Annotated in this window: 22 protein-coding genes; 8 read left to right on the top strand and 14 right to left on the bottom strand. The window is 49.7% G+C overall.

Translation table 11 applies throughout. The annotated features are described in order from the left end of the window. Positions 1-155 precede the first annotated feature (155 nt). Positions 156-1694: a hypothetical protein gene (locus AC50YG_RS18670; RefSeq protein ID WP_494828524.1), complete on the top strand. Its 1539-nt coding sequence runs from the start codon at positions 156-158 to the stop codon at positions 1692-1694. 140 nt (positions 1695-1834) lie between these two features. Here AC50YG_RS18670 and rsgA read toward each other — a convergent pair whose 3' ends face one another. Together rsgA and AC50YG_RS18680 are read right to left on the bottom strand one after the other, a co-directional pair. Beyond that, the gene (gene rsgA / locus AC50YG_RS18675; RefSeq protein WP_494828526.1) at positions 1835-2815 is read right to left on the bottom strand and encodes a ribosome small subunit-dependent GTPase A; all 981 of its coding nucleotides are present in this window, start codon (positions 2813-2815) and stop codon (positions 1835-1837) included. After that, positions 2812-2997 (bottom strand): hypothetical protein, encoded by a 186-nt coding sequence (locus AC50YG_RS18680; RefSeq protein WP_494828528.1) that lies wholly within the window; start codon positions 2995-2997, stop codon positions 2812-2814. The genes rsgA and AC50YG_RS18680 overlap by 4 nt, the downstream gene beginning before the upstream one ends. A 540-nt stretch (positions 2998-3537) precedes the next feature. Between AC50YG_RS18680 and AC50YG_RS18685 the strand changes: the two genes are divergently transcribed. Further along, positions 3538-4053, top strand: a complete 516-nt coding sequence (locus AC50YG_RS18685) for a nucleoside 2-deoxyribosyltransferase (protein ID WP_494828531.1) — start codon at positions 3538-3540, stop codon at positions 4051-4053. A gap of 134 nt (positions 4054-4187) precedes the next feature. On the opposite strand, the gene AC50YG_RS18690 is transcribed toward AC50YG_RS18685, so the two are convergent. Continuing rightward, complete coding sequence (locus tag AC50YG_RS18690; RefSeq protein WP_494828533.1) at positions 4188-5909, bottom strand: family 10 glycosylhydrolase; 1722 nt, start codon at positions 5907-5909, stop codon at positions 4188-4190. 123 nt (positions 5910-6032) lie between these two features. Next, positions 6033-6533, bottom strand: coding sequence for a P-loop NTPase family protein (locus tag AC50YG_RS18695; RefSeq protein ID WP_341280123.1), 501 nt, complete (start codon positions 6531-6533; stop codon positions 6033-6035). A gap of 176 nt (positions 6534-6709) precedes the next feature. Here AC50YG_RS18695 and AC50YG_RS18700 point away from each other — a divergent pair, with 176 nt between their 5' ends. Further along, positions 6710-8731, top strand: a complete 2022-nt coding sequence (locus AC50YG_RS18700; protein ID WP_494828806.1) for a DUF2157 domain-containing protein — start codon at positions 6710-6712, stop codon at positions 8729-8731. A gap of 398 nt (positions 8732-9129) precedes the next feature. Here AC50YG_RS18700 and speD read toward each other — a convergent pair whose 3' ends face one another. The 6 genes from speD to rlmN form a co-directional block, all read right to left on the bottom strand. Next, entirely contained in the window at positions 9130-9588 is a 459-nt protein-coding gene (gene speD, locus AC50YG_RS18705) for an adenosylmethionine decarboxylase (RefSeq protein WP_494828538.1), read from the bottom strand. Between the two features lie 2 nt (positions 9589-9590). Continuing rightward, complete coding sequence (locus AC50YG_RS18710) at positions 9591-10475, bottom strand: carbon-nitrogen hydrolase family protein (RefSeq protein WP_494828540.1); 885 nt, start codon at positions 10473-10475, stop codon at positions 9591-9593. A gap of 14 nt (positions 10476-10489) precedes the next feature. Beyond that, positions 10490-12040 (bottom strand): GNAT family N-acetyltransferase, encoded by a 1551-nt coding sequence (locus AC50YG_RS18715; RefSeq protein ID WP_473755934.1) that lies wholly within the window; start codon positions 12038-12040, stop codon positions 10490-10492. Between the two features lie 267 nt (positions 12041-12307). Beyond that, positions 12308-12583, bottom strand: a complete 276-nt coding sequence (locus AC50YG_RS18720) for a hypothetical protein (protein ID WP_494828542.1) — start codon at positions 12581-12583, stop codon at positions 12308-12310. A 41-nt stretch (positions 12584-12624) separates the two neighbouring features. After that, on the bottom strand, positions 12625-13107 hold the full coding sequence (gene greA, locus AC50YG_RS18725; protein WP_473755936.1) for a transcription elongation factor GreA: 483 nt from the start codon (positions 13105-13107) through the stop codon (positions 12625-12627). A 424-nt stretch (positions 13108-13531) separates the two neighbouring features. Continuing rightward, complete coding sequence (rlmN, locus tag AC50YG_RS18730) at positions 13532-14623, bottom strand: dual-specificity RNA methyltransferase RlmN (protein WP_341280127.1); 1092 nt, start codon at positions 14621-14623, stop codon at positions 13532-13534. A 275-nt stretch (positions 14624-14898) separates the two neighbouring features. Here rlmN and pgoN point away from each other — a divergent pair, with 275 nt between their 5' ends. After that, entirely contained in the window at positions 14899-15744 is an 846-nt protein-coding gene (pgoN, locus tag AC50YG_RS18735) for a glyoxal/methylglyoxal reductase (protein ID WP_494828545.1), read from the top strand. A 218-nt stretch (positions 15745-15962) separates the two neighbouring features. After that, a complete protein-coding gene (locus AC50YG_RS18740) occupies positions 15963-17537 on the top strand; it encodes a diguanylate cyclase domain-containing protein (protein WP_494828547.1) in 1575 nt (524 codons plus the stop codon). A gap of 3 nt (positions 17538-17540) precedes the next feature. Here the strand turns inward: AC50YG_RS18740 and AC50YG_RS18745 are convergent, their stop codons facing one another. From AC50YG_RS18745 to AC50YG_RS18760, 4 genes are all read right to left on the bottom strand, one after another. Further along, positions 17541-18092 (bottom strand): DinB family protein, encoded by a 552-nt coding sequence (locus AC50YG_RS18745; RefSeq protein ID WP_494828549.1) that lies wholly within the window; start codon positions 18090-18092, stop codon positions 17541-17543. 62 nt (positions 18093-18154) lie between these two features. After that, a complete protein-coding gene (locus AC50YG_RS18750) occupies positions 18155-19102 on the bottom strand; it encodes a helix-turn-helix transcriptional regulator (RefSeq protein ID WP_494828551.1) in 948 nt (315 codons plus the stop codon). A 79-nt stretch (positions 19103-19181) separates the two neighbouring features. Beyond that, positions 19182-20690, bottom strand: coding sequence for a response regulator transcription factor (locus tag AC50YG_RS18755; RefSeq protein WP_494828553.1), 1509 nt, complete (start codon positions 20688-20690; stop codon positions 19182-19184). 16 nt (positions 20691-20706) lie between these two features. Further along, on the bottom strand, positions 20707-22482 hold the full coding sequence (locus AC50YG_RS18760) for a sensor histidine kinase (protein ID WP_494828555.1): 1776 nt from the start codon (positions 22480-22482) through the stop codon (positions 20707-20709). A gap of 206 nt (positions 22483-22688) precedes the next feature. Here AC50YG_RS18760 and AC50YG_RS18765 point away from each other — a divergent pair, with 206 nt between their 5' ends. The 3 genes from AC50YG_RS18765 to AC50YG_RS18775 all read left to right on the top strand — a co-directional run bounded on the left by AC50YG_RS18765 (position 22689) and on the right by AC50YG_RS18775 (position 25774). Next, on the top strand, positions 22689-23999 hold the full coding sequence (locus AC50YG_RS18765) for an ABC transporter substrate-binding protein (RefSeq protein WP_494828557.1): 1311 nt from the start codon (positions 22689-22691) through the stop codon (positions 23997-23999). 75 nt (positions 24000-24074) lie between these two features. Continuing rightward, a complete protein-coding gene (locus AC50YG_RS18770) occupies positions 24075-24944 on the top strand; it encodes a carbohydrate ABC transporter permease (RefSeq protein WP_473755948.1) in 870 nt (289 codons plus the stop codon). Then, the gene (locus tag AC50YG_RS18775; protein WP_341280136.1) at positions 24944-25774 is read left to right on the top strand and encodes a carbohydrate ABC transporter permease; all 831 of its coding nucleotides are present in this window, start codon (positions 24944-24946) and stop codon (positions 25772-25774) included. Before AC50YG_RS18770 ends, AC50YG_RS18775 begins: the two co-directional genes overlap by 1 nt. Positions 25775-25861: the final 87 nt, after the last annotated feature.

Raw genomic sequence — 25861 nt, forward strand, 5'->3', positions numbered from 1 at the left:
GGCCATATGACGATAATATAACGACTATTTGAGCGGGATTTAAGCCCGCAGCCCTAGCTGCCTCAGGCAAGAACAGCCCCTTCGGTGGACGGCTGCCCACATCCGTTTTGGTATAATTTTCTTATACCTGTGTTTCGCACCGAAAGGATGATAGTATGATCGCCAAAATTGGAGATATTTTTGCTGTATATGAAGAGCGGCTTCAGCAATATGCCGCCTGCCAGGTTATTAGGATTAAAGAACAGGCTTCGAGCCGTCAAAAAGACTTAATCGCCGTGCTGGAGCTTGATTGGCACAGCGACCAGCCGCCGACCGAGGACGAGCTGGGGCATATAAAGCCGCTCATATGCAATTATTATTTTTGGAATGACCGGTGGGATTACTGCTTTGTGGACGCCAATGTGCCCCAGCATTATCGCCTAGTCGGCAACATTCCCCCGCTTATTGAAGCGGAATGCAACAGCTATGGCGGCTGGCGGACGGGCGGGAGCTTATATCGGCAGCTCCAGTGGGAGGCGATTCCCGCCGAGCTTCGCGCCCGTTTCAAAGCAGCAGCGGGCTCCAATGAACAGGTGGACATTGCCGGATTCCCGGCAAAGCTGTCGACAAGCACGATACGCCAGGGGGCGCTGGAGCAGCTGGAGGACTGGTCGGAGCTGCATAAGCTGCCCTGTTTGACTCAGATTCACACCACACACCCCTATAGGCCTGAGCTTATCACCTATTTGCAAAGCACACCGTTCGTGAATGAGCTGCATTTGGACGATCCCCGTGCCACAGAGCTGGATTTCACGGGAACGAGCTTAACCCGCCTTATCTTGAAGGCTGAGCAAGTGGAATCGCTAAAGCTTCCTGAAGGGCTGAGCCTGCTTTCCTTAGTCGGTCCCGTTTCCGAGAAGCTGCGCATTTATGCGGAGCATGATGGCAAAGAGCTTCTACTCATGGTGGACAAGCAAGCGACAAGCCATTACGGACTGAGCCAATTAGGAGCGATGAATATTCGCAGAGTCGCGGACATCGATATGGCCGAGCTCGCCGTGCAGTTTCCTCATTTGCACGAGCTGCGGATTTGGGGAGCTCCGGGGTACGCTGCGAATATGGGCGAAATCGCCAAGCTCAAGGGACTGCACACCTTCACAACCTATGATTTGTTCGGCTTCACCGGCGAGGAGTTTCCGCTGCCAGATACGCTGCCGCAGCTCAATATGCTAAGGCTGGGCAGCCTTCCGGCGGATGCCGCCAAGACGATCAAAGCCCGCTATAAAAAAGCGGCCGCAAGCGGCCTTGATCTTTCCGTCACCAAGCCCCGCAAGCCAGAATGGATTGCCGAAAATTTGACCAATCCGTTCCGCGACTGGGATGGGCGCGAGCATATTACGAGCACCAACGCCAAAAAAGCGATGAAGCTCTATAAAAAAATGCTGGGCGAGCTTGGGGCACTAGAGAAGCAAGCCGCTTCCGGCATAAATGCCGCAGAAGTGCATGCTGCTCTGGCGGCACTCGTGACGGATTTTACAGCAACGCTCAATAAAATGGACAGCCGCAGCGGCTTCATCGAGACGATTGAACGCGAGGAGGTTTACGAGGTGCTGCATGATCTGCTGAAAAATACGAAGCCGAACCTCGCCGAAGCCGGCATCAAGATTGATTTAGACACGCTGTTCGACATTTTTGACGCTGAACGGGATTTTTAAATCACAGATCCAGCTTACACTAGACACGAAAAACCGCTTGTCTCCGGGCTTCCGGATACAAGCGGTTTTCGCATTTACCGAGCTTATCTTTAACCTAATTCCGAGCTATTTCTTAACACTGTTGAGCTAGTTACTGCTAGTTACTCATCATCCCCCATATCGACCACATAGGTGGAAGCCGACCGTCTGCCTTCCCGCGATTTGGCGGACACGCGCTTATCAGCCTGTTTTTTTGTGCGCCTATTTACCGATTCCTCTTTACGCGCCATATGCGCCAGCTCCTTTTCCATCTTCTTGAAGTTGGCAAAGCGGCGCTGCTCCAGCGTTCCATCCGCAATCGCCTGTTTGACGGCACAGCCCTCCTCCTTAACATGTCGGCAATCGTGAAAACGGCAGCTCGCAGCCAGCTCCCCAATATCGGAAAAGGTCGTATCCATACCCTCATCGGACTCCCATAATTGCAGCTCCCGCATACCCGGCGTGTCAACGATAATCGCACCGCTCGGCGTGACAAACATTTCGCGATGTGTCGTCGTATGCCGCCCTCTGGCGTCGCTTTCGCGAATTTGCTGGACGCGCTGCTTCTCTTCATCTGCCAGCCAGTTAAGCAGCGTCGACTTGCCGACACCGGAGGAGCCGGTTATCGCGATCGTCTGCCCAGGGAGCAAATACTCGGCTAATGCCTCCCGCCCCTGGTTTTCAAAAGCACTCACGGCATGGACGGGAACGCCGGGAGCTACCCCCTCCACCAGCGCGGTATAATGATCGGGGTCATCACAAAGATCGGCCTTGGTCAGGAGTACAACCGGCTTCGCCCCGCTCTCCCAAACGGCGAGCAAATACCGCTCTATTTTCCGCAGATTAAAATCCTGATTCAAGGCATTCGTAATAAAAACATAATCCAGGTTGGCGCTGATCACCTGCACATCGACCCGCTGCCCTGCCTCCTTGCGTACCATCGCCGAGCGGCGGGGCAGCAGCGCATGAATAACAGCCCTCGCCTCACCGGGGAGCGGCTGCGCCAACACCCAATCGCCTACCGCTGGAAAATCTCCGCGATTGACTGCTTCAAACTCGAACTTTCCGGTGACAACGGCCGCCTGCTCGCCTGCGTCCGTCACATTCGGTACTGATGTGAAAACTGCGCTACGACGCGCGCTGGCACCAGCGGCACACCTCCTGCTGCTATGCGCTGCAGTTCCACTTCCCAATGCTCATTCCAGCCATAGGCTTGCAGCAGCGTTTTGTGTTCCTGTGCTTCCGGTTGTTGCTTGATTTCTTGATTTTCCTTATTCAATGTCAAATCGTATTCCTCCATTTGTTGGATGTTTATTTATTTAGGTACAACAAAAAAGACCACAGCATAATCCTGCGGTCTTTTTCTCGCACAGCGATGCCAAGGAGCCACATCTGTACGCACAAACGCAAAGGGCAGTCTCCACCTTTCGGCGGCCAAAGCCCATTTCGAGGGTGAAATATAAGCCGGTTATAAGCGTGAAGCTTATAAAGGCTTATATTTAAAAAAAGTCCGCAGGACACCAACTTGGTCTCCTGCGGACACAAAAAAGCTTCAAAAACGGCCCAGCCCTGCTGCACTTCCCCCAGCAGAAGCCTTCTGCTCTATCCGTCTTCTTAGCTTAAGTCCGTAGAGACCGACGCCATAACAATTAACTCTCTGCTCATTGTGCTCATATAACATCAGCCTCCTTCTTCAAATTAGTTCCAGTATAGACTTGGAAGACCAGCCAGTCAAGCCGGGCAGCCGCCTTTTTATTGCTTGTTTATTTAGAGACGTAGTAGAATTAAGCTTAAAACCGTGCCACAGGCACGAAGGAGAATGGAAATGGACGAGACGACAACTGGAAAACTAAAAGTATATATGGCAGGCTTTGAGGTGTTTCGCACCGATGCTGTGGGGCTGGGCAAGCAAATGAAGGAGCTGTGCGAGGCATACGGCTTTGAAGGTATTTTTCCGCTGGATAAAGATATTAAGCCTTCACCGACAAAATGGGAGACGGCACAGGCGATTTTCGCCGGCAACGTCAAGCTTGTGCAGAAGGCTGATATTATCATCGCCAACTTGAACCCTTTTCGTGGACATGAGCCGGATTCCGGCACGGTATTTGAGTGCGGGCTTGGCTACGCGATGAATAAAAAGCTGTACGGCTTCGTCAGCGATAAGCGCACACAGGCAGAGAAGCTGCTGCCCGGCATCGATTCGCAAACTGGATTGTATCAGGATGGCATGCAGGTAGAGAACTTCGAGCTGCCAACCAACCTTATGCTGTCTGTCCCGCTGACGATGGTTGAGGGCGGACTTGAGGATGCCTTGAAGCAGGCACGCCAGGACCTTTTATAAATTAGACGGCGCAGGCATGCTATCGCTAGAAGTCAATTAAAAAACAGCCGCTAGCCCCTTTTCTTAATAAGGGCGCAGCGGCTGTTTTAGCTTTATTTTATAAATATAGAAGTGCGCTTAGATGCTGTTCCCGCTTACTTTCCATAATAGCTTTTCAATGCGTCTATAATGCCGAGCGGGTTTTTGCGCAGGTCTTTGGCGCTGAAATAAATATCGCCCTTCACCTCAGGATGCTTCGTATTGTATTTCAATTGCTTGATGATTTCCTCCGAGGTTTGCCACCCTGTTTCTTTCGTTCCCAGCTTATAAGCAGCATGGCCGATATAAAGATCGACGCCTGTGTTCGCCACTTGGGCTGCCCACCAATCCACCACTTTATCATATCGCGCTACCGAGAGGGACATGCTCCAATACACTTGAGGAGCGACGTAATCAATCCAACCCTGCTTGACCCATTTGCGCACATCTGCTGACATACTGTCGTATGCCGTCACTCCAGCATTCGTATCGGAGCCGTTCGCATCCTGCGATTTGTTGCGCCATACACCGAATGGGCTGATGCCAAAATCGACCGTTGGTCTAGCGCTGTGAATCGACTCGTCAAGCTGCCTTACGAATTCATCAATGTTGCTGCGTCTCCATTCCGCTTTGGTCGCGAGCTTCTTGCTGTTATAGGTCTTGAACGTGGCATCATCGCTCAGCGTAATGTTGGAAGGATAAAAATAATCGTCCAAATGTACGCCATCGATATCGTAATGGTTGACCACTTCCATAATGACATCAATTACATGCTGGCGCGCTGCCGGAACGCCCGGATTAATAAGCAGCTGCGAGCCGGAGGTCAGCACCCAGTCGGGATGCTCCACCGCCACATGATTGGAGGCGAGCTTGCTCGTATCTGTATCCGTATTCGCCCGGAAAGGATTGAACCAGGCATGGAACGTCATGCCGCGGCGATGCGTCTCATCAAGCATAAATTGCAGCGGATCGTAGGCAGGCGCCACTCCTTGCTTGCCCGTAAGCACCTTCGACCAAGGAACGAGAGCCGATGGGTAAAGCGCGTCGGCTGATGGCCGAACCTGTACGAATACGGCATTCATCCCCATCGCCTGTACATCATCGAGCAATGCCTTAAATTCCTTCTCTTGCATGGCTTGTTTTCCATAGGAAGCTGTTGAAGGAAAATCCAAATTGTAGATCGTCGATACCCAAACCCCTCTTAGCTCGGTGCCCGCGGCGGGAGTCGGTACGACTACCGGCGGCAGCGGCTCTATTGTAGCAGCAGGCGTTGGGGTCGGGATAGCAGTTGGTACCGGAGTCGCGGTTGGACTCGGCTTCGCTGTGGCCGATGGTGTAGGAGCAGGCGTTGCAGCCGGACTCGCTGGCGTGCTTGGCATCGGGTTAACCATATCTTTGTACAAATTAACAACCTTGGCTTCATTATCCCATCTCACGGCAACACCCAGCTGATTGCTGACAAAACGGAGCGGTACCATTACTCGCCCGCTCACGGTCTGTACCGTCGCATCAAGCGTAATGACGCTGCCGTTGACAAAAACGCTATTTTGCCCCGAAACCATCGTAATAATTGTATCGTCCTGACTAATCGTTACCTGCTTGGCCGCCTGTGACCATCTAACCTGTGCGCCAAGACTTTCACTAATAACGCGCAGCGGCACCATCGTTACGTTCAAATCCTCACGAAGATAGGGAGGAACATCGCTGCTCACCACATCGCCGTCCAGCACAATTTGAATCACCTTCGCTGCCGCAGCTTGTACAGAAGCAGGCGCAATGCCTGCAGGGATCATTAGAATCAATAATAAGGAGAGCAGAAGCGCCCGTTTGAATCTCATTTCCTTAAAACCTCCAGATTTTTTAGTCATTTTTTCCTCTGAATACACTGAAAATATAGACGCTTCTTATCAAGATGAAGTTGCGTTTTTCCGTGAAAAAGCAAGCCCATGGATATAAACCATCTAATCTATAACGGCGATCTTGTAGCCGCCTTCTTTGCTTTTTTGGAAGGTGTAGGTCATCGCGCTGTTCTCTTCGAAACCTGCCTCAGACAATAAATCGACCCTGACAACTACATTGATATTGCCTGACTCGAAGTAAGTGACATCTTCAATTCCCGTAAAATAATATTGATAATAGCTCAAATAAAACTGAAACGGATCCGAATGCGCTTGGTCAAGAAAGCTGCTGTTAAATGCCGTCTGATCCTGCTTCAGCAGCGCCTTCAAATTCGTTTGCAGCATTTCCGCCATCCCTTGCTCCTTCAGCTCGGATTGAGAAGCCTCCCAATCAATATCCATCCCCGGTTCAAAATCGGCGGCCGTGTTGGCGGGGGCATTAGCCGTTTCACTCGGGCTTGAAGCCGCGGAAGACTCTAACTGCTGCGGCGCATTCTCGGCTGCGGAGCAGCCTGTGAGCAGCAGGAGACAAACAGCTGCCGCCTGCACTATTTTCAGAATCACAATAAACCACCCTCTTCTCTCGGTTCTTCTACTCCTATGATCTAAACGCCAAAATCAGGAAAATAGTTTCGATCCGCAGCAGAGTGCTTCGGTACTACAAAAAGTGAGTACTAGTTCAAGGGGAAACAGGAGAATATAATGAGACGTATACTCCCAAGGAAAGGCAAGTGAACGCTATGCTGCGTATAAACATGATAAGAATGGGCTTCCTGATGGGCATCGCATTGCTGCTTGCGGCTATCTTCTATTTATTCGCTGCGAATTGGGACGGATTTAGCAACTCTCAGAAGATGCTGACCTCCGCCGGATTCGTTTTATTTTTCTATGTGCTGTCCTTCGGGTTCTCCCGGAGTAAGCTTCCGCTTGGCTTGTCCGCTTTTCTAAGCGGCATATTTCTCGTCGCAGGCTGCATCGCCTTTGGAGCAGCCGCAGCGCTTGCTGACCAAATTTATAACCTGCATCAGCCCCCTTTCATCATTTGTCTGATTTCATTTCTGCCAAGCCTGCTGCTCGCATGGATTACGCGATACAAGCCGCTATATGTGCTGACGTATATATTGGCGCATTTCACGCTTTATTTTTTATTCGATTATCGTTTGTTTACACCGAATGTGGAGATGAACACCCTGCTGGCTGATTCCACTTTTGTCTTGTTCAATCTAGCTTTGTTTCTGCTAGCACAGACGAAGCGGCTTGCTTCTGAAATCGTTCGGCTGGCGAGCTTTGTGATGCTTCACATTTCGCTGCTTAACCTTGCTGGCGCCTTTGAACATGCTGGCCTGTCGCTCTTCATGAATGTTTTGGATATCGCCGTCATAGCGACCTGCTTCTATTATTTCATGCGCATTCGTCTTGATAAAACGATGCTAACCCTTACCGCATTAGCGGCATCCGCTTATACGGTGGCAAAATTCATCCGTTTCTCGCTGGAGACCGAATCCGTCTTTCGTTTCGTTCTCGGCATCCTGTTCGTTATCGTGCTGCTTACGGCAAACGTGCTGTTTTTCCGCTATATGAACAAGCTAAGCAATAAAACCTCTACTGAAAAGCAAACGGCAGAAGAGGTTAAAGAGTCTGATATGTCTGCTATGGAAGCAGCCCCTCAGCTAGTAAATAGCGCCGCGAGCCGGACCACTGACCATCATCTGCTGGGCAGCATCGTCTCTACGGTCATTACAATTGTCGGCATCATCATCGGCAGCATTTCCGTTATTGGCCTTGTTGTGCTGCTAACGGATGAACATGGACCGTTGAAGACACAGCACGCCCTGTATGCTCTATCGCTGCTGTTCATCGTGCCAATGCTTCTGCTGCCACGCGTAAATACGGTCGTTCGTTATACGGTGTTTACCGTTGGCTTCGCTATGGGGCTCGTGTCCATTGCCTGGATCGAAAAAGCGCCGCTGAGCGTCATCTTCTTAGCTATTGCAATCATCAGCTGGCTTCGCCTGCAAGGGCGCATGCAGCAATTGATCACCTATACGCTGATGAATATTGCCGCTGCCATTGTGCTTTATCAGCTATTCCAAAACATGCAGGATGCATATTCCAGCATCATCATTTCCTTGACCGTGCTTAATGCGGCGGTATACGGCAGCTCATTCGCCAGATCGAATGGCGAGCGGCTCGCCCATCTGAGGGAAGGCAGCCTGCTGTTCAGCTTTATTTTTCTCCTATGGCTGTCATCTCTGGACCCGGTATTTACTTTTTCAGTAGCGATATTCAATGTGTTGGCCTTCATTGTGCTGACAGCTGCGGTGTTCCTATTCATCAAACGCGAGCAAACGCTGGAAACAGCGGGAAGCTTCTTCTTCTGGCTCCTCTTTCTCGCGATCAAGTATTACGATTATTTGTGGACGCTGCTGAACAAATCGGTCACGCTTGCGCTGCTGGGCATTGTCGCTCTCGGCGTCTCCTACTGGTTTGCACGCCGCCTGTTGAAGGGTGGAGATCCTCATGAGGCAAGCGTTAAAATCGAATTTTTCGTTGGAAAAAGGAGCTGGCTCATCGCCGCAGTTGTATTGCTCCAGCTCGGCTTCATCGGCTTTCAAACAGTGGCAAATGAGCGGACACCTAGCCGTATTAACCATGCGTCAGCCCTTGCTGCTCCTGCCAACGTTGCGGCATCCGTAGTCACTGTATCTCTGCCGCACGGTCTAGTGATAGCTACACAAGCTACTCATAGCCACATCAGCTAGCAATCCCAGCAAGCAGTTGAATCATATGCATATGCACAGCACAAAAAGCGCCAAGCCTGCTGGCTTGACGCTTTTTGTGCTTTTGTGCTTTTGTGCTTTTTGTTGATTAGGAGCTTACTCGTATTAATCTCGAAAGAGCGGAGCAACCTGATCAACCTGATCGCTTGCTCATTTTGGCTTCTAGCGGACACGAGATCCGCTATTTGAGGAAAAGAGGGGCTAGATCTAAATGTGCGGACTACAAATCCGTTATTTGTCTAAAACGGAATATACGCAATAGGATAATAACAAAATAAGGCCCCTGGTGTCCGCCTAAGTCCAAAAGTCGTTCATTTATCCGAAATAACGTCTCTGGTGTCCGGCTACTGTAGGAATTCGGCGGTATCATTAGGATATGACTACGGCTTCATTTTCCCTTCCCCTTGCTCGCTCCCAAGGACGGAAGCTGGAACTTTCGCGTCAGACTCCAATCGATTCGCTAGCGGGTAGCGGTTAATAACGAGCTCGCCCATCCCCCTCGTAATTTTCACCTCAGCCGTTTCCTGCGGTTGAAGGAATACGAGCATCGCCTGAATAGCAACATGCGGATCGACGGTGTCGCCGCAGGTGTAGCAGTCGAGCGCGGCGAAGCCCTTCTCGGGATACGTATGGATCGACATATGACTCTCGGACAGCATGACGAGCACCGTCGCGCCCTGCGGCTCGAACTGCTCAGCCTGCACGGATAATATCGTCGCGCCGCTCGCCTCTGCTGCTTGTACCATCTGCTGACTCAATAGATCAGCGGAGTTCAAATGCTCGAATGCAATGCCCCAAGCGTCCATTGCGACATGGCGGCCATATGTTGAATATTCCATCATCAGCACTCCTTCAGCAGCCTATTTTCTTGTTGTTTGTAAAGATCCGGACGGCGGTCATAAAAAGGAGCGACCAGCCCCTGCTCCCGATTCGTGCGCAGCATGGAAAAATCCAGCTCCGCCATCACGAACATGTCCTGATTCAGCTCACCCGTCTCCAGTATGCCATCCTCGGCAAACGGCACATCGCAGGGCGTGAACAGCCCGGCCTGGCAATAGCCGCGGTCAACCTGCGGACGATCCTCATTGAGCTCCCCAACGATGCCGCTGAGCACAACGAAAAGCTGGTTCTCGACCGCCCGAGCCTGCGCGCAGAGGCGCACCCGGTAATAGCCGAAAGAGGTGTCCGTGTAGGACGGACATAACAGCAGCTCCGCGCCTTGATCGGCAGCAAGCCTTGCCAGCTCGGGAAACTCGATATCGTAGCAGGTCAGCATCGCAAGCTTGCCCCAGCTTGTCTCCACAATATTGATTCTGTCCCCTGCCGCCAGCGGCCAGCGTGTCTGCTCCTCAGGCGTGAGATGCAGCTTGCTTTGCGTCTCTATCCGTCCGTCCGGGAAGAACAGGAATGCTTTGTTAAAAAACTTCCCGTTTTCCTTGCAAATATGGGTGCCGCCCAAAATCATCAAGCCCTGCTCGCGGCTGTTTTTTTGCATCAGAGCTATATAATCCTCGGTGTAGCTGTCTAAGTAACGGCAGGCTGCCTCATGATCCATTTCCTCCGTAAAACCCAGCAAGTGTGCGGTCATATATTCAGGAAACACGATAAGATCAGCGCCACGTCCTGCGGTCTCCTGAATGGTAGCCGTGATTTTTTGCCAAAATGCCGCCTCGTCCGCGATGCCCGTCAAGCTATATTGCACAGCTGCTACCATAAATGGCTTCATAAGCGCCTCCTATGCTACGAATGAATTTGCAAGGAATAGATGTCCGTCCTGCGGTCGCGGAACGTCAGCACATCCTTGGACTTGCGGTAGCGCTGTAAAATTTCCATGTCGACTTCGACCATGATAATCGTCTCTGTATTTTCACTACACTCTCCGGCAATGCCGTCGCGCGGGAATGAGGAATCAGCTGGCGTATATACGCCGGATTGCGCATATTGAATATCGACGTTGTCCACATGGGTCAAATTGCCGACCGTTCCCGAGGTAACCGTAAACACTTGATTTTCAATCGCCCGCGCCTGGGCGCAATATTTAACCCTTAGAAAGGTCTGGCGATCCTCTGCGCAAAAGGGGATGAAAATCAGCTGCGCACCTGCTTCCGCTACGGCCCGCGACAGCTCCGGATATTCAATGTCGCTGCTCAGCTGAATGGAAATTTTGCCGCAGTCGGTATCGAATACCTCCAGCCTGTCGCCACCATTGATGCCCCACCATTTGCGCTCATTTGGTGAAATATGCAGCTTGTACTGCTGCTCGATCGTCCCGTCGCGGCGGAATAAATGACCCACATTGTAGATGCGGTTATTACGCTCCACAAAATGTGAGCCGCCGATAATATTTACATTGTATTTAACGGCAAGCTCCGTGAACAGCTCCACGTATTCCGCTGTGAAAGTCGTCAGCTTGCGCACCGCAAGGCTGGGCGACCGGTCATCGAGGAAAGAGAGCAGCTGCATCGTCACATTTTCCGGAAACACGACAAAATCCGATTTATAATCGGCCGCGACATCGACGTAATGCTCGCACTGGGTTGCAAACTCCTCGAACGAGTCGATTTTTTTCATCATATATTGAACGACGCAAATACGCACTGGAAATGACAGCTTGTAATGGATTTTGCTGCTGCTCGGCTTGTAGTCGATATTGTTCCATTCCAGCAAGGAGGCATAGCTCATCGAATCATCATCATCGGGCAAATAGTTCGTCAAAATCCGCTTGAGCGTAAAGCCGTTCATCATTTGAAACGTTAGCACTGAATCATAGATGTTCTGCTGCAGCACTTCCTCCGCATATTCGCGCGGCGTCAGCTTGTCGCTGTATTTGTGATAGCCGGGAATACGTCCCCCTACAATAATACTTTTTAAATTAAGCTTCTCGGCCAGCCGCTTGCGCGCTTCATACAGCCGTCTGCCGATTTTCATCCTCCGGTAATCGGGGTGCACCATAACCTCCATCCCATACAGGCTCCCGCCTCGCGGGTTATGGTTGCGGATAAAGCCTTTATCCGTAATTTCCGAATACGTATGCTGCTCCAAATAGTCGTCGAAGTTGACGATCAGGCTGGAGCAGGAGCCAATAATTTCGCCATCCAGCTCCACGCAAATTTGCCCCTCAGGAAAAATGCGAAGATGGCTTTCGAGCTGGACTTTTTTCCATGGAGCCATATTAGGAAAGCAAATGAGCTGCAGCGCAATAATCTGGTCGATATCTGCCATTTCTATATTGCGGATGATCATCTTTTTCTCAAATTGAGCAATCGGATCGGCTGTCATAGAACGCCTCATTTCATTATTTGTCCTTAGTATACGCTTGAAAGTTCATAGCTGTATTAGAGTACGGTAAATGCATTGTAAACTTCGCTGCATAAGCATAGCATTGCCGATTTTTTCGAAAATATGGAGGTCCGCTCCAAAACGGAGCCGAAATGGGAAAAAGCCCGGCGCACAGGCTGCTTTCCCCACAAGGGAAGGCTTTCTGCGCGCCGGGCTTTTGCCGCGGCAACTCGCTTTGTAAGGTATGAGATGAAGGCAGCCCATTACAGCTCCATTGACTTAGTCAATCTTTATAACGCGGCCCTTTTCATCCAAAATAAACTTCGCTTTTCTAACCGTATCCTCTTTGACCATGCGGACAGCACGAACCACCGGATCGGAATCATCCAGCTCCGTCTTCCAGCCAGCTGTGTTCACCAAAGCCAGCACCTGCTCAAAATCCATATCCTTGTAGCCAAAAAAGCCGCTTTGTCCCGCCCATTCCTTGAGCAGCACCGTCAGTTTATGATTCAGCTTGTCTTCTACCGTTGTATGAATGATTTTTTTTCTAGCCATTGTCCATATCTCCTCTATTTGACCACGAATAAGCTCTTGCGTTAAGCCTTAATTTCGAGCAGTTCATATTTTATGATGCCCATCGGTGCATTCACGCTAATAATGCTGCCCACTTCCTTGCCCATCAGCTCTTTGCCAAGCGGGCTTTCGTAGGAGATTTTATTATTTGCTACATCGGCCTCTTCTGTGCCAACGATTTTGTATTCCAGCTTCTCCGAGAATTCCACATCATTCAAAATTACGGTGAAGCCAATGTTGACCCGGCTCGTATCCAGCGCTTCCACATCAATGACGCGTGCCTTCTTAAGCATTTTCTCCAAAATAATAATCCGGGTTTCCATGAAAGACTGGTCGTTTTTAGCCGAATGGTACTCGCTGTTTTCCTTCAAGTCGCCGTAGCTGATGGCCAGCTTGATCCGGGCTGCGAGCTCCTTGCGCTTCACATATTTGAGATCGTCAAGCTCCGCTTCCAGCTGGGCAAGCCCCTCTTGCGTTAATATAATTTCTTCTCTATCTTTCGACATCTTAACAGCTCCTGTCCAGCATTCTATTGTTCATTCTAACCTAATTCGCCTCAACATGCGAAGACTGCCTTTCGTTAAACGCTGCTTCACAAGGTGAAACGGCTGGCGCCATCCTCTGGCGGCGTTGCGCGTTTCATTCCGAGAAATATAGAGAAAGGATAACATTAGTTCATCCTTTCCTATATTTCAAGGTGAAACGGCTGGCGCTACCCTCTGGCGGCGTTGCGCGTTTCATTCCGAGAAATATAGAGAAAGGATAACATTAGTTCATCCTTTCCTATATTTCAAGGTGAACCGGCTGGCGCTGTCCTTTCGCGGTCCGGCGCTTATAAAAGCTTATATCTTAGAAAAAGCATCCCCTGCCGCCTGTAAAAAAGCAGTCGGAGATGCCCGTATGCCTTGCTGCTGCCCAACCTGCTATGTGCTATCTAGCCGCGCTTTCCTGCGGCACTTGATCTTTGGATGCCTTGATCTGCTTGCTGCGAAGCTGTCCACAGGCCGCATCAATATCCGTACCATGCTCCAGTCGAACGCTGCAGCTGAGGCCATTTTTCTTAATCGTATCATAGAACGCCCGGATCGACTCCGGCTCGCTGCGCTGATACTGGCTATGCTCATCGACCGGATTATAAGGAATGAGGTTCACATTTACGAGCGACCCTCTGTCCGCAACAAGCTCGACCAGCTCAAGCGCATGCTCCACCTGATCATTCATATCCTTGAGCAAAATATATTCGAGCGTAATTCTCCGCTTCGTCTTGGCCAAATAATAATCAATGGCTTCCATCAGCTTCTCAATCGGCAATGCCCGATTGATCTTCATAATACGCGTGCGCAGCTCATTATTCGGCGCATGCAGCGAAATCGCCAGATTGACGCCAAGATCGTTGTCGGCAAAATCCATAATCTTTTTGGTCAAGCCGCTTGTCGAAACGGTAATATGCCGCGGGCCAATCGCCAGCCCCTTTTGATCCTTGATGACCTGCAGAAAATCGACCAGATTCGTATAGTTGTCGAACGGTTCGCCAATGCCCATAACGACCAGATGGCTGACGCGGTCGCCCTGCTGCTCCTTATCCAGATACAGCTGCGCCTTCATCACCTGCTCAACGATTTCGCCGCTCGTCAGGTCGCGGCTCTTCGCCAGCAGCCCGCTCGCACAGAAGCTGCAGCCGATGTTGCAGCCTACCTGCGTCGTCACACAGACGGACAAGCCGAACTTGTGCCGCATCAGCACCGTCTCGATCAGATTGCCGTCGCTGAGCTTGAACAGGAATTTGCGCGTTCCATCCGCCGACTCCTGAAGCGTATGCTCTGCCAGCGTCTGGATGGCAAAATGCTCTGCCAGCAACTTCAAGCATTCCGGATTGACGTCCGTCATTTCCTCAAAGGACGTGACCCGTTTCCGGTACAAATACTCCCACACCTGAGTCGTGCGGAATTTCTTATGTCCATACTCCAGCAGCCAAGCGGTTAGCTGCTCGAAGGTTAATCCATAAATGGATGGTTTCATCATGATTGTTCCTCTTTCCACTGCATTGAACGACCGATCCGTTCTTCTTTAACATTATTGTCCCAAAAATACTACCCGAACACAAGGGGCGTGGAGAAAATGGCTGTGCGGCGGCCATTGGCAAAGATTACTTTTTGGCTATATGGGTACTTTAAAGTACGTACTGTTCTTTCCGCATGCAAGGGTGCATAATTACAGTTGTCAGTGAGTAATGAGTTAAATGCTGCAAATTATATTGCGGCTCAATTATACTTTTTTTTCAGGAGGAGAGTTTATTTATGACAGCACAAAATTTGCAGGATACGGTCACGCTTCATAACGGCGTCAAAATGCCTTGGTTCGGACTTGGTGTATTTAAAGTAGAAGATGGCGAGGAAGTCGTCAGCTCGGTTAAAGCAGCGATTAAAAATGGCTACCGCAGCATTGATACCGCAGCTGTATATCAGAATGAGGAAGGCGTGGGTCAGGCAATCAAAGAAGCGATGGAACAGTACGGGGTCGCCCGTGAAGATCTGTTCGTCACCTCCAAAGTGTGGAATTCCGATCTCGGCTATGAGACGGCGATTGCCGCATATGAGACTAGCCTAGCAAAGCTTGGACTAGCGTATTTGGACCTTTATTTAATCCACTGGCCTAAGGCAGGCAAATATAAAGAAGCTTGGCGTGCGCTGGAAACGTTGTATAATGAAGGCCGCGTGAAAGCAATCGGCGTCAGCAACTTCCAGATTCATCATCTGGAGGATGTCCTGAAGGATGCGGAGATCAAGCCTATGGTCAATCAGATTGAGCTTCACCCCCGCCTGACGCAGCAAGAAATTAGAAGCTTCGCTAGCGGGCACGGTATTGTTATTGAAGCTTGGTCACCGCTCATGCAGGGAAAATTGCTCGATGAGCCCGTTCTGAAAGCCATTGCCGACAAGCATGGAAAATCGACGGCTCAAGTAATTTTGCGTTGGGATTTGCAAAATGGCATCATCACTATCCCTAAATCGATTAAAGAAAATCGGATTATCGAAAATGCCGCTATCTTCGACTTCGAGCTTTCCGCAGAAGAAATGGCACAAATCGACGGCTTGAATCAACATGTGCGCGTCGGTCCAGATCCGGACAACTTTGATTTCTAAATCTACATTAATAATCGCACATATTAACGTTCTAGGCGGTGCGAGCTGCCTTTGGGCCATTAAGGAGGGGGAATGTTCCTCTCCTTTTTTTACTGTCATATTTTCACATGGAGCTTTAAATATATTTCAAATCGACAAATAGCGACGAACTGTCTAAAATGAGTTTAGATGCTTGTGCAGCATGCAGATCAGATAAATCCGGAAGGGGCAGAGGGGCCTTGAGTCTGTCGGAAGTATTAGTTTCATTGGGTGCTTATTTGCTCCCCATGCTTTTATTTTTCTATATGGGTCTGGATGTCCTGTACCGCAACCCGAAGAAGATTGAGCATCAACTCGTCAGTCTTATTATTGCTTGTTATTTTATTATGTTTATGGAGGAGTACGTTCGTTTTCTGCTTCCCATTGAATATAGCCCGGCTCTCACAGCGTTGTGGTTTTCTAACATTGGTATCGCCATACCGGGAATTGGCGTGCATTTCATCTCCAAATTTTCCGGCATGGATAAGCGGCTTCCGCGCTTTGTCTACCCGTATATTTTCTACTTCCCGCTGCTGATTATTCCCTTCAATATTTTTAGTAGTCAAAAATACATCTCCTCGCAAGAGTTCGTTCAAGTCGGTATTTGGAAATATCCCGTATACAATTTCCCTTATTTCGCCGCCATGACGGGCAGCATTCTGATTGCCATTGTGTATCTTGTGTTTCTATTGCTTGGACAAGCTCGGGTTAGAGCCACTAAGGACCGCGAACGGGTGCCTATTTATCGGCTTATGATTGCAGGCACCATTATTACGATGCTTTGGGTTGGTTTTTTTGGCTATTTTCAATTCGAAAATACGCTGCCTCCTTATTCTTATTTATACGGCGGTCTCGTATGGTGCTTTATGCTGCGGCTCGCTATGCAAAGATTCGAGTTTCTCAACTCCAATAAACAGCGATATGAGCGACTGTTTAATTTGAACCCAGCCGCTATTCTGCTCGTTGAGAGCTCCGGCACCATTAAAGAAGCCAATCCAAGTGCGAAGCAGCTGTTTGATCATTTACAGCTGGAGCATGCTGGACTCGACGCGTTAGCTAGTACCGAGCTGAAAAAACGGCTCCGAAACCAATTGGAAATTAAAGAGCTGGAGACGAAAATTCATAAGGGAGACAGAGAACTCACGGTGCTAATTGATGGGGACTATGTGACAGTGGATAATGAACCGCATGTCATTCTTATTTTCCGCAATATTACGCTCATCAAGGAGCATCAGGAACAGATTGCCTTTCTCGCCTACCATGATGCACTGACCGAATTGCCGAACCGTCGCTTCTTCTACGAAAGGCTGGCGGCAGCCATTGCGGAAGCAGAGCGGAAGCAGCAACAGCTGGCTGTTGTACTGATTGACCTGGATGAATTTAAAGAAACGAATGACCGCTTCGGGCATGATGCAGGCGACGCTCTGCTGCGGCACACCGCTGGAATCATTAAAGAAAGCGTCGGCGGTCAAGGTATGGCAGCAAGGCTGGGCGGCGACGAATTTGTCCTATTCATCAGCCCGCTCCCGGCTGCCGATTGCGTTTACGAGATCATTCCTGAGATTGAGGAACGCTTCGCGAGCCGTTCACTGCGCTACGGCAATGAGCAGCTGTTCGCCAAGCTTAGTATGGGGATCAGCCTATATCCGCGAGACGGACTGGACGGGGATTCCTTGCTAAATAGTGCAGATAAAGCGATGTACAAGCTTAAGCGCGAGCGCAAGCTGCGGAAGCACAATGTGGACCAGCTCCCGCAGTCGCAGTCCATCCTGTAGCCGTTACATCGAAGCTGCAAAAGGCTTCAAACGCTCCAACTGACGAAGATGATGACGGAAATGCATTTCGATGAGCAAAAACCATTCCTTGGCGTTCATTTCACCAAAACCCGGATGTGGAATTGTACGATGCTCCGACGCCCCCGCAAGCGCTGGCTCCAGTTCCTTCATCCGGCACAGTACTTCGCCCATTCCTTGTACCAGCTCATCTTTGCTTATCGGCTGGCTAGGCGTGTACTCAGGGGAGGGCTCCACCTGTATACGCATCGGCGGCAGACTGCCCGCTGTAAAAATGGCATTTTTCCTCGCATTCGTTTCGCTTGTTGAATCGCTTAGGCTAACGGGTGCTTGCGATTCATCGCTCAAGCATTGCTTAGCGAAATTTAACTGCATGTATAGCGCACTGTTGATCAGATGAACATATACCTGACCGATCGACCATTCATCCTCGGCTGGCTTCTGCTGCAGCTGCTCAAGCGTGAGCAAGTCCAGCTCCCGTTCATATTGCTCCTTCAATGGTTCAAATTGCTTCAAAGATTGTAACGTGTTTATCAATTTACACAGCCCCTTTAGATAAGATAGGGCCATTATAAGAAAAAGCTACTGACAGCTGCATGTCAGTAGCTTTCCAATATTTTAGCGGCCTCCGCCCGAATTTGCTGGCGCAGCGATTCCGGCTCCAGCACAATGACGCCAGAACCCCAGCCGAGTATCCAGTGCAACAGCTCCTCCTGCACACGAACAAGAAAATTCACGTACAGGCCGTCCTCTGTCTCCTCCAAGGATTCCATATAAAAGTTATTTTGCTCCTTCACTTTATCCGCGATAGAAGGATTCACCCAAATGCGTACGGGCAGCTTGCGGTCATTTTCGGGCGTATAAGCATGCAGATCAAAATCCTGCGGCAGCTTGAAACGCTCATCGAGCAAGGCAAGCTGCTCCATGCGCGACAAGCGGAAATGGCGCAGTGCTGCCCGCAGCTCGCAATAGGCCAGCAGCAGCCAGTTTCCCTGCGATAGTACGAGTCCATATGGCGCGACTACCCGGGTGCTTTGCCGGCCTCCGTCCTCTTCCGCATACGTTTTCCTATAGTGGAGACGTATTTTGCGCTGCTCCAATATAGCGGTACGCAATAGATTGATATTTTGCTTATCCACTCCCCCTGCAAGCGGGTCATAGGGTGCCAGCAGCTTAATGGAAGCGCGGACACGCTGCGTTTCCTCACGGACATGCTCCGGCAATATAGCCTCGATTTTCCCGCGGGCAGCGCCCGCCTTCGACGTATATCCCTCATCAAACTGCTGCTCGACAAACACAGTGCCGATCAACAAGGTCACTGCTTCCTCTACGGTAAAGCTCACAGGTGGCAGAAAATAGCCCTCCATTAGCGAATAGCCGACACCAGGCTCTCCGACAATCGGGACACCGGATTCGCTGAGCGCCTGCATATCACGATAAATCGTACGGACGCTCGTCTCGAATACCGCGGCCAAATCCTCGGCGCGCATTCTGTCTTTACGCTGAAGCTCCAACAAAATCGCCAACAATCGCTCTGTTTTATTCATAAAGCCAGCTTGTCCTCATCGCAAATCCTCCTAGTTCCATGTTGGATGACAAGGGCTGCGCCTGCCCTTTAAACATTCCTTATAAGCCCTTGAGCTGCTCCTTATACTCCGTCGGACTGCACCCTGCATACTCCTTGAATACCTTGGAAAAATAGTGCTGGTCGCTGAACGATAGCACATCCGACAGCTCTTTAATCTTCATCTCCGGCTTCGTTTCCAGCAGCCGGCACGCCTCCTTGATTTTCAAATTCAAGTAGTAGTGGACGAATGTTTTCTCCGCATATTTCTTCATAATTCGGCTGATATAGGAGGGACTGACATGAAATCGCTGCGCGAGATCGGCAATGGATACATGCGAATACATGTTCATCTGCACATACTCGTCAATTTGCTGGAACAGCTCGGAGCCGCTTTTGCGATTTTGATTGTGCAGCAGCTCAAAGCATTGCTCGGCCCAGAGCAGCAGCTGCATGGTAAAGTCTGCAAAGCTGCCCAGCTCCAGCAGCGCATTCGCCTGCTCCGTCAGCTTGAGCTTGTTCCATGGGTCCTGCTCGGAGAGAGAGCTGCCGAAGGCCTCGGTCAGCAGCGCAAGAAAACGCTCCAGCTCCGCCAGGCGAACGTTGCTGCTCTGCCATTTTTGCAGCTGCTCTGCCAGCTTTAAGGCGAAGCGCTCCTTCTGGCGCTGGCGAATCATGTCCACGAAGCTGTTCGAGAGCAGCTCGGTTACACCTGAATCGGCGTTCAGAGGCAGCGCAGCGAGACCGTTATCCAGCAGCAGAGGGCCTGTGACGGATAGCTGCTCCTTCATGAGCCGCGACATTTGCTGATAAAAATCCGCCAAGCCGCTATCCTGCACCGCTTGCAGTTGGCCGCATAGCGAGGCATATAAGCCTTCCCTCAGCAAGCCGCTGCGTGCCGCCTCCATGCATTCATAAGCAGAAGGGTATTTGTCCTTAACCGAAAGATTAACGAGCACAAAAAACTGATAGGGCTGCTGCGTTGGAAAAACCCAACAGCCATGCGGGGCATAAACCTCCGTCAAACTTGCCTGCAGCACGTTCAGCTTCCAGTGTTCCTTATTCGGGGAGAAGGGCTGCTTATGGATGAGAAAGGGCGCTTTCATCTGTTCCCGGAACTCCGGCCCCAGCCTGAGCTCTGCGTGAAAATCGGGATCAACAATATCCTTGAAGCTCCCAGCCTCCCCCGATTGCTGCTCCTTCAGTTGGACGATGACCCGCTCTATAACCTCCTGCAGCTGATGGCGCTCAACAGGCTTGAGCAAGTAGTCAAATACCTGCAAATTCAGCGCTTTGCGCGTATATTCAAAATCATTATAGCCGCTGATCAGCACAACCTTGAGCTGCGGATGAAGCAGCTTCGCCTGCTCGATAAGCTCCAGTCCATCCATTTTAGGCATCCGAATGTCCGTAAGCAAAATGTCGATGCGATGCTGCTGCATATATGCTAGCGCTTCCTCCCCATTCGCCGCTGTTGCGGCAATATGAATCGGCAGCTCTGTCGCTTGCAGTAGCGCTTTAATATTGCGAAGGATCGGCTTGCTGTCTTCTGCAATTAAAGCATGAAACATCGCTCAGCCCTCCTCATTAATAAAAATCCTTCGTAAGTGATGCGATAATCTGAATGGTTGCGCCTTTGCCGGTATCTGCATTGTTGTAAACATTGAAAAACAAGCGGTTTTTGTACATCAGCTTGAGCCGATTGACCGTATTCACCATGCCCATATTGCCAATGCCCGTGCTGTTCGTTTGCAGCTCAAGCGCCCCCGAATCGGAATCATGAATATTCCCGAGTATTTCTTTGATTTTATCGTCGGAGAACCCTTCTCCATTATCACTTATCTCAATCGCCCAGAGCCCGTTATACAGCTTGAAGCGAATCGAAATTCGCCAAGGCGGGTCGATATTTTTAAAAGCATGCTCGATGCAGTTTTCAACGAAGGGCTGAATAACGAGCCGTGGTAGCTGGATCAAGCCCGTCAAATCATCATCGGACTCCATGTCCCACTCCAGATCATCCTCATATTTCTGCTGGACGAGCGACAAGTAATTTCGCGTATACGCCAGCTCGTCCGACAGCGATACATGCTGATAGGGCGAGGATACGACATAACGCAGGCTGTCCGAAAGCTGCTTGCACATATCCTGCACGACCTGATCCTTGCCCTCCTGAGCAGCAATGCTAATCAAATACAGCACATTATGGATAAAATGAGGCGCGATTTGCGCTTGCAGCGCAGAGTTTCGCGCTTTAATCTCCTCATGCAGCGCCAGCTTCTCGCGCTCAATCGATTGCTGCAGCCGCTCCAGCAGCTCCTGAAATGCCTCATTGAGCAAAATCAGCTCATTATTATGCGAGCGGCTATCTACCTTCACATTCATATTGCTGTAGTTGACGCGCAAAATTTGACTGCGCAGCTTGCGAATCGGCAGCAATAAATTTTTTGCAGAAAAATAAATGTAAAAAAAGGAAAACAGCATCAGCGAAGTAATGAGCAGGATGGAAATGTTGCTGATCAAGCTGACGGGGCCGAGCACCGCTTGTTTTGGCGTGACAATATAGGTTGTCCACTCTGAGCTGCTGGATTTGTAATAAGTAACGTAGTTCTGCTCATGATCCATATACATGCCGCTTGCTCCCGATCGCGGCTCCAGCGTAGACAGCCTTTTATCAACCTCGGCATTTTGGGAGCTTGAGATGAGCTGACCGTCCTGCCCTAAAACAAACACCTCGCTGTCAGCTAGTCCCTCCGCTGGCTTTTGCAAATAAGCTTGGTCCAGCTGGATCGATAAATAACCGAAAATTTCCCCATTTTGATTGATAATCGGGCGAATAAAGGAGACTTTACCTGCCTGCTCACGATTGAGCAAATAACCGCTTCTGCTCCAGACTGCTGAAGTCTCGCTGTCTTTCAGGAGCGGCTTTAAAGAAGGCGGCGTCCGGTCATAGCCAATATAAGAGACCAGGGCAGAGCCCTCGAGATTGTAAATAATCATATCCTGAATGTTCAAGCTCGGCCCGATCGCCTGAAACATAATATCCTTCAGCTTGCGGCTGCGGGACAAACCTTCAAAGGTTTGGGAAGCGGCATCATCGGCAAGCAAAATATAAACATCTTTATTGGACAAAATACGTTGAGATAGCTGATTTTGGCTATCGATATAAATATCGAGCTGATCGCTGACCTTCTCTGCTGACATCAGCTTTTCATTTTCCGTTTTCTCTTTAAGCGGTTGAATGACGACGAGGTTGACATAGACCAGAAAGCTGCCAAGCACGATAAGCAGCAGCACCACGAACGTTAGAAAAAACTTGGTTTGCAGACTCGCTGGAAATGGGTTTTTACCGAACTTGCGATTCATGATAGCCAGCTATATTCCTCCCTCATACGCTTTAATGCTCCTACTGTACCATTTCGGATACAGGCGGACAAGCGGGGAATGGTTCAGAATATTACACATGAAAGGTAAATGGCAAACATGTACCTACCCCGCTTTAAAGTCTATAATCGAACCTGTAACCGCATTCAGAATGATTCACATACAATTCAATACGGGGGGATTTAAACATGAATCACAAGATGAAAAAAGCTGCAACGGGCGTCATCGCAAGCTTACTGGCTTTGTCACTGGCGGCATGCGGATCAAACAGCAATAGCCCAGCCGGTACAGCAACCAACGGAGGAAGCGGCAGTAAAGTAACGCTGGAGCTGGCGATTTCGAAAAGCTCGCAGGACTCCGCTTTTGTAGCGCAAGACCTTCTTGATGCTTTTGAGAAAGAGACCAATATTAAAGTTAATCTTCAACTGCTTCCAGCTGAGCAGACAGCAACCGTGCTGCAAACCAAGCTGGCTGTTGATGAAACTCCAGATATTATTCAGTACAACCTGGCTAGCGCCGTAACCGACCTGAACTTGGAGCGCAACTTTGAAATTTTGGATAGCGAGCCATGGGTTAGCCGTCTATTGAACAAAGACGTACTGTCGGCTAATGATCATGTATACAGCTTCCATGTCAGTCAAGACACAGGCATGCAAGGCGTTGTGTACAACAAGGATATGTTCAAGGAGCTGAACCTGTCGATTCCGACAACCTTCGAAGAGTTCCTTGCGGTATGCGAAGCGATTAAAGCAAGCGGTGTTACACCGGTATTCATGCCTTTCAAGGATAACTGGGCAGCCAATATCTGGCCGGGAGCAGCATTCGCGGATTATGCAGCGAAAAATGATCCAACGTTGTTCGATGATCTGAACAGCAACAAGAAAAAATGGACAGACATCCCCGAGTTCGCAGCGCTGCTGGACCAGCAGTACCAAGTGTTCAAAAAAGGCTACACCAACCCTGATATTCTGAGCGACAGCTACGATATGGCCGTTGGTAAATTTTTGGACAAAGAAGTAGCGATGATGTTCATGGGCGACTGGCTGATTGAGAACGTAGCGGAAAAAGATCCTAGCATCCACCTTGGACTGTTCGCGATTCCTTCTTCCAAAGATGCAAGCCTTGGCGCAAGCCCGCTCGGTGGACAGCTGTTCATTCCTAAAAAAGCGAAGCATATGGCTGAAGCTAAAAAATTCCTTGAGTTCATCGCAACCAAAGAGCAAGCACAAAAAATTGTTGATGCACAAGGTTATGTTTCCAACTTCAACGATGTGACGACACCTAAGCTGCCGGACTACAAGCAAGAAATCGTAGATAACTACATTACACCGAAGAAAACCGTTCTGACTACAGATGCGCATATGCTGGTTGACCGCAGCGAGCTTTACAGAAACCTGCAGGATCAGTTTGCCGGTGCCAAAACACCGGAAGAAGTATTGTCTGCATGGAACGACAAGTTTGCACAGCTTATGAAAGATAAAGGCGTTGCCGGATTTTAATTGATGGAACACTAGGCAGAATAAAGTCCTTTCGGGCTTTATTCTGCCCCAAGCTGTTATGGAGCGTGATTACAGATGAAGACAAAAAGCTTATATCCTTATTATCTAATATGGCCGGCCCTATTCATTTATTGTATTTTTTTCGTATTGCCCGCCCTCATCGGCTTGTTTTACTCCTTTACGGACTGGCGGCTTGACCGCGAAACGCTTAAATTTATCGGCTTGGACAATTTCGAACAAATTTTTTCAGATAAGACGCTCGTTCTAGCCCTTAAAAATACTTTTATTTTTGCGATTGTTACGGTTATCGGAAAAAACGTGCTCGGTATCGCTTTAGCCATTGGTTTGAACATGCGACTGAAATCCAAAAATTTGCTGCGCGCGATTTTTTACTCGCCGTCGATTTTAAGCGTTCTGGTTATCAGTATTGTGTTCACACCAATGCTGCGCACAGATGGCACTATCAATAAATTTTTGGAAGCAATCGGTCTGGGTGTCATTGGCCAATCATGGCTGACCGATCCTACTATTGTGATATGGACCGTTGCTCTGGTCTCCATCTGGCAGCACACCGGATTCCAAATGGCCATCTATCTGGCTGGACTCCAGTCCATTTCGAAGGAGTATTATGAAGCAGCGACGATTGACGGCGCAGGCGCATGGAGCACATTCAGCAAAATTACGCTCCCGTTATTGCTGCCCGCCATTAATATCAATCTCATGCTGACGCTCATCGGCGGCTTGAAAGTATTTTCCGAAGTCTTCGTCCTGACTGGCGGCGGACCGGGCAACGCTTCACAGGTTGTCGGAACGATTATTCTCCGTTCTTTCGGAGAAGGCAGCTGGGGTATGGGTACGGCAATCAATACGCTGCTGTTCGCGGCGGTTACCGTTATATCCATTCCGCTGCTGATCTTCATGCGTCGTAAGGAGGTTGCTGAATAATGAGTTATACACGAAAACTTGCGCTTCGCAACTATATCGTCGAAATTTTTCTGCTGGTCGCTTCCCTGATCATTATTGTGCCGCTGCTCATTATGATTTTCGGTTCCTTTATGACCAGCTCCGAGGTGCTGCGCTTTAAGCTCGCACTTCCGGACAAGTGGATGTTCTCCAACTACACGCAGGTTTTTAAAGAAGGTGGCCTCGGCCGTGCCTTCCTGAATGGCCTGCTGATTACCGGCGTATCTTCCATCGTCAACATTATTACCTCTTCAGCCGCCGCTTTCATTCTGGTGCGGAGAGAATCGAAGCTGTCGAGCTTCCTGTATATGTTTTTCTTTATGGGACTTATCGCTCCTATGTCGATCATTACGACGATTCGTGTCGTACAATGGCTGGGCTTCTACGGCAGCATTACAAGCGTTATTTTCATTTACGCCGCTTTGAACGTCGCGTTCAGCGTGTTCCTGTATAGCGGCTTTATCAAATCCATACCGAGAGCGCTCGATGAAGTAGCTTTCCTGGAAGGCGCAAGCATGCTTGCTGTATTCTTCCGCATTATTACACCGCTTATTGTTCCGGTGAATGCGACTGTAGCGATTATGGTGTTTATGTCGGTATGGAATGATATTACGATTCCGCTTTATTTCCTCACTGACAGCTCCGACTGGACAATGCCGCTATCCGTTTACAATTTTTATGGAAAATACAGCCGGGACTGGAACCTGATCTTCGCCGATCTGGTTATGACTTCTATCCCTGTGCTCGTCCTTTACCTGTTCGCACAGAAATACATCGTCAGCGGCCTTACAGCTGGCGCGGTCAAAGGTTGACCGCCACACACCAAGCCCTCGCGCCGGACTGCCATCTCCTGCGCGGGGGCTTTTTTACATCGGCTTTCTGCAGCATGTTAAAAAGAG

It is taken from the genome of Paenibacillus sp. J31R34 (genome assembly GCF_059383715.1).

Bases quoted from the DNA above. Each gene is read 5' to 3' on its own strand.
- AC50YG_RS18720 (WP_494828542.1), bottom strand. From the start codon at position 12,583: ATGGCTAGAAAAAAAATCATTCATACAACGGTAGAAGACAAGCTGAAT.
- AC50YG_RS18715 (WP_473755934.1), bottom strand. From the start codon at position 12,040: ATGAGGCGTTCTATGACAGCCGATCCGATTGCTCAATTTGAGAAAAAG.
- AC50YG_RS18760 (WP_494828555.1), bottom strand. From the start codon at position 22,482: ATGAATCGCAAGTTCGGTAAAAACCCATTTCCAGCGAGTCTGCAAACC.
- pgoN (WP_494828545.1), top strand. From the start codon at position 14,899: ATGACAGCACAAAATTTGCAGGATACGGTCACGCTTCATAACGGCGTC.
- AC50YG_RS18755 (WP_494828553.1), bottom strand. From the start codon at position 20,690: ATGTTTCATGCTTTAATTGCAGAAGACAGCAAGCCGATCCTTCGCAAT.
- AC50YG_RS18685 (WP_494828531.1), top strand. From the start codon at position 3,538: ATGGACGAGACGACAACTGGAAAACTAAAAGTATATATGGCAGGCTTT.
- speD (WP_494828538.1), bottom strand. From the start codon at position 9,588: ATGGAATATTCAACATATGGCCGCCATGTCGCAATGGACGCTTGGGGC.
- AC50YG_RS18775 (WP_341280136.1), top strand. From the start codon at position 24,944: ATGAGTTATACACGAAAACTTGCGCTTCGCAACTATATCGTCGAAATT.
- AC50YG_RS18765 (WP_494828557.1), top strand. From the start codon at position 22,689: ATGAATCACAAGATGAAAAAAGCTGCAACGGGCGTCATCGCAAGCTTA.
- AC50YG_RS18670 (WP_494828524.1), top strand. From the start codon at position 156: ATGATCGCCAAAATTGGAGATATTTTTGCTGTATATGAAGAGCGGCTT.
- AC50YG_RS18750 (WP_494828551.1), bottom strand. From the start codon at position 19,102: ATGAATAAAACAGAGCGATTGTTGGCGATTTTGTTGGAGCTTCAGCGT.
- AC50YG_RS18700 (WP_494828806.1), top strand. From the start codon at position 6,710: ATGCTGCGTATAAACATGATAAGAATGGGCTTCCTGATGGGCATCGCA.
- rlmN (WP_341280127.1), bottom strand. From the start codon at position 14,623: ATGATGAAACCATCCATTTATGGATTAACCTTCGAGCAGCTAACCGCT.
- greA (WP_473755936.1), bottom strand. From the start codon at position 13,107: ATGTCGAAAGATAGAGAAGAAATTATATTAACGCAAGAGGGGCTTGCC.
- AC50YG_RS18690 (WP_494828533.1), bottom strand. From the start codon at position 5,909: ATGAGATTCAAACGGGCGCTTCTGCTCTCCTTATTATTGATTCTAATG.
- AC50YG_RS18710 (WP_494828540.1), bottom strand. From the start codon at position 10,475: ATGAAGCCATTTATGGTAGCAGCTGTGCAATATAGCTTGACGGGCATC.
- AC50YG_RS18770 (WP_473755948.1), top strand. From the start codon at position 24,075: ATGAAGACAAAAAGCTTATATCCTTATTATCTAATATGGCCGGCCCTA.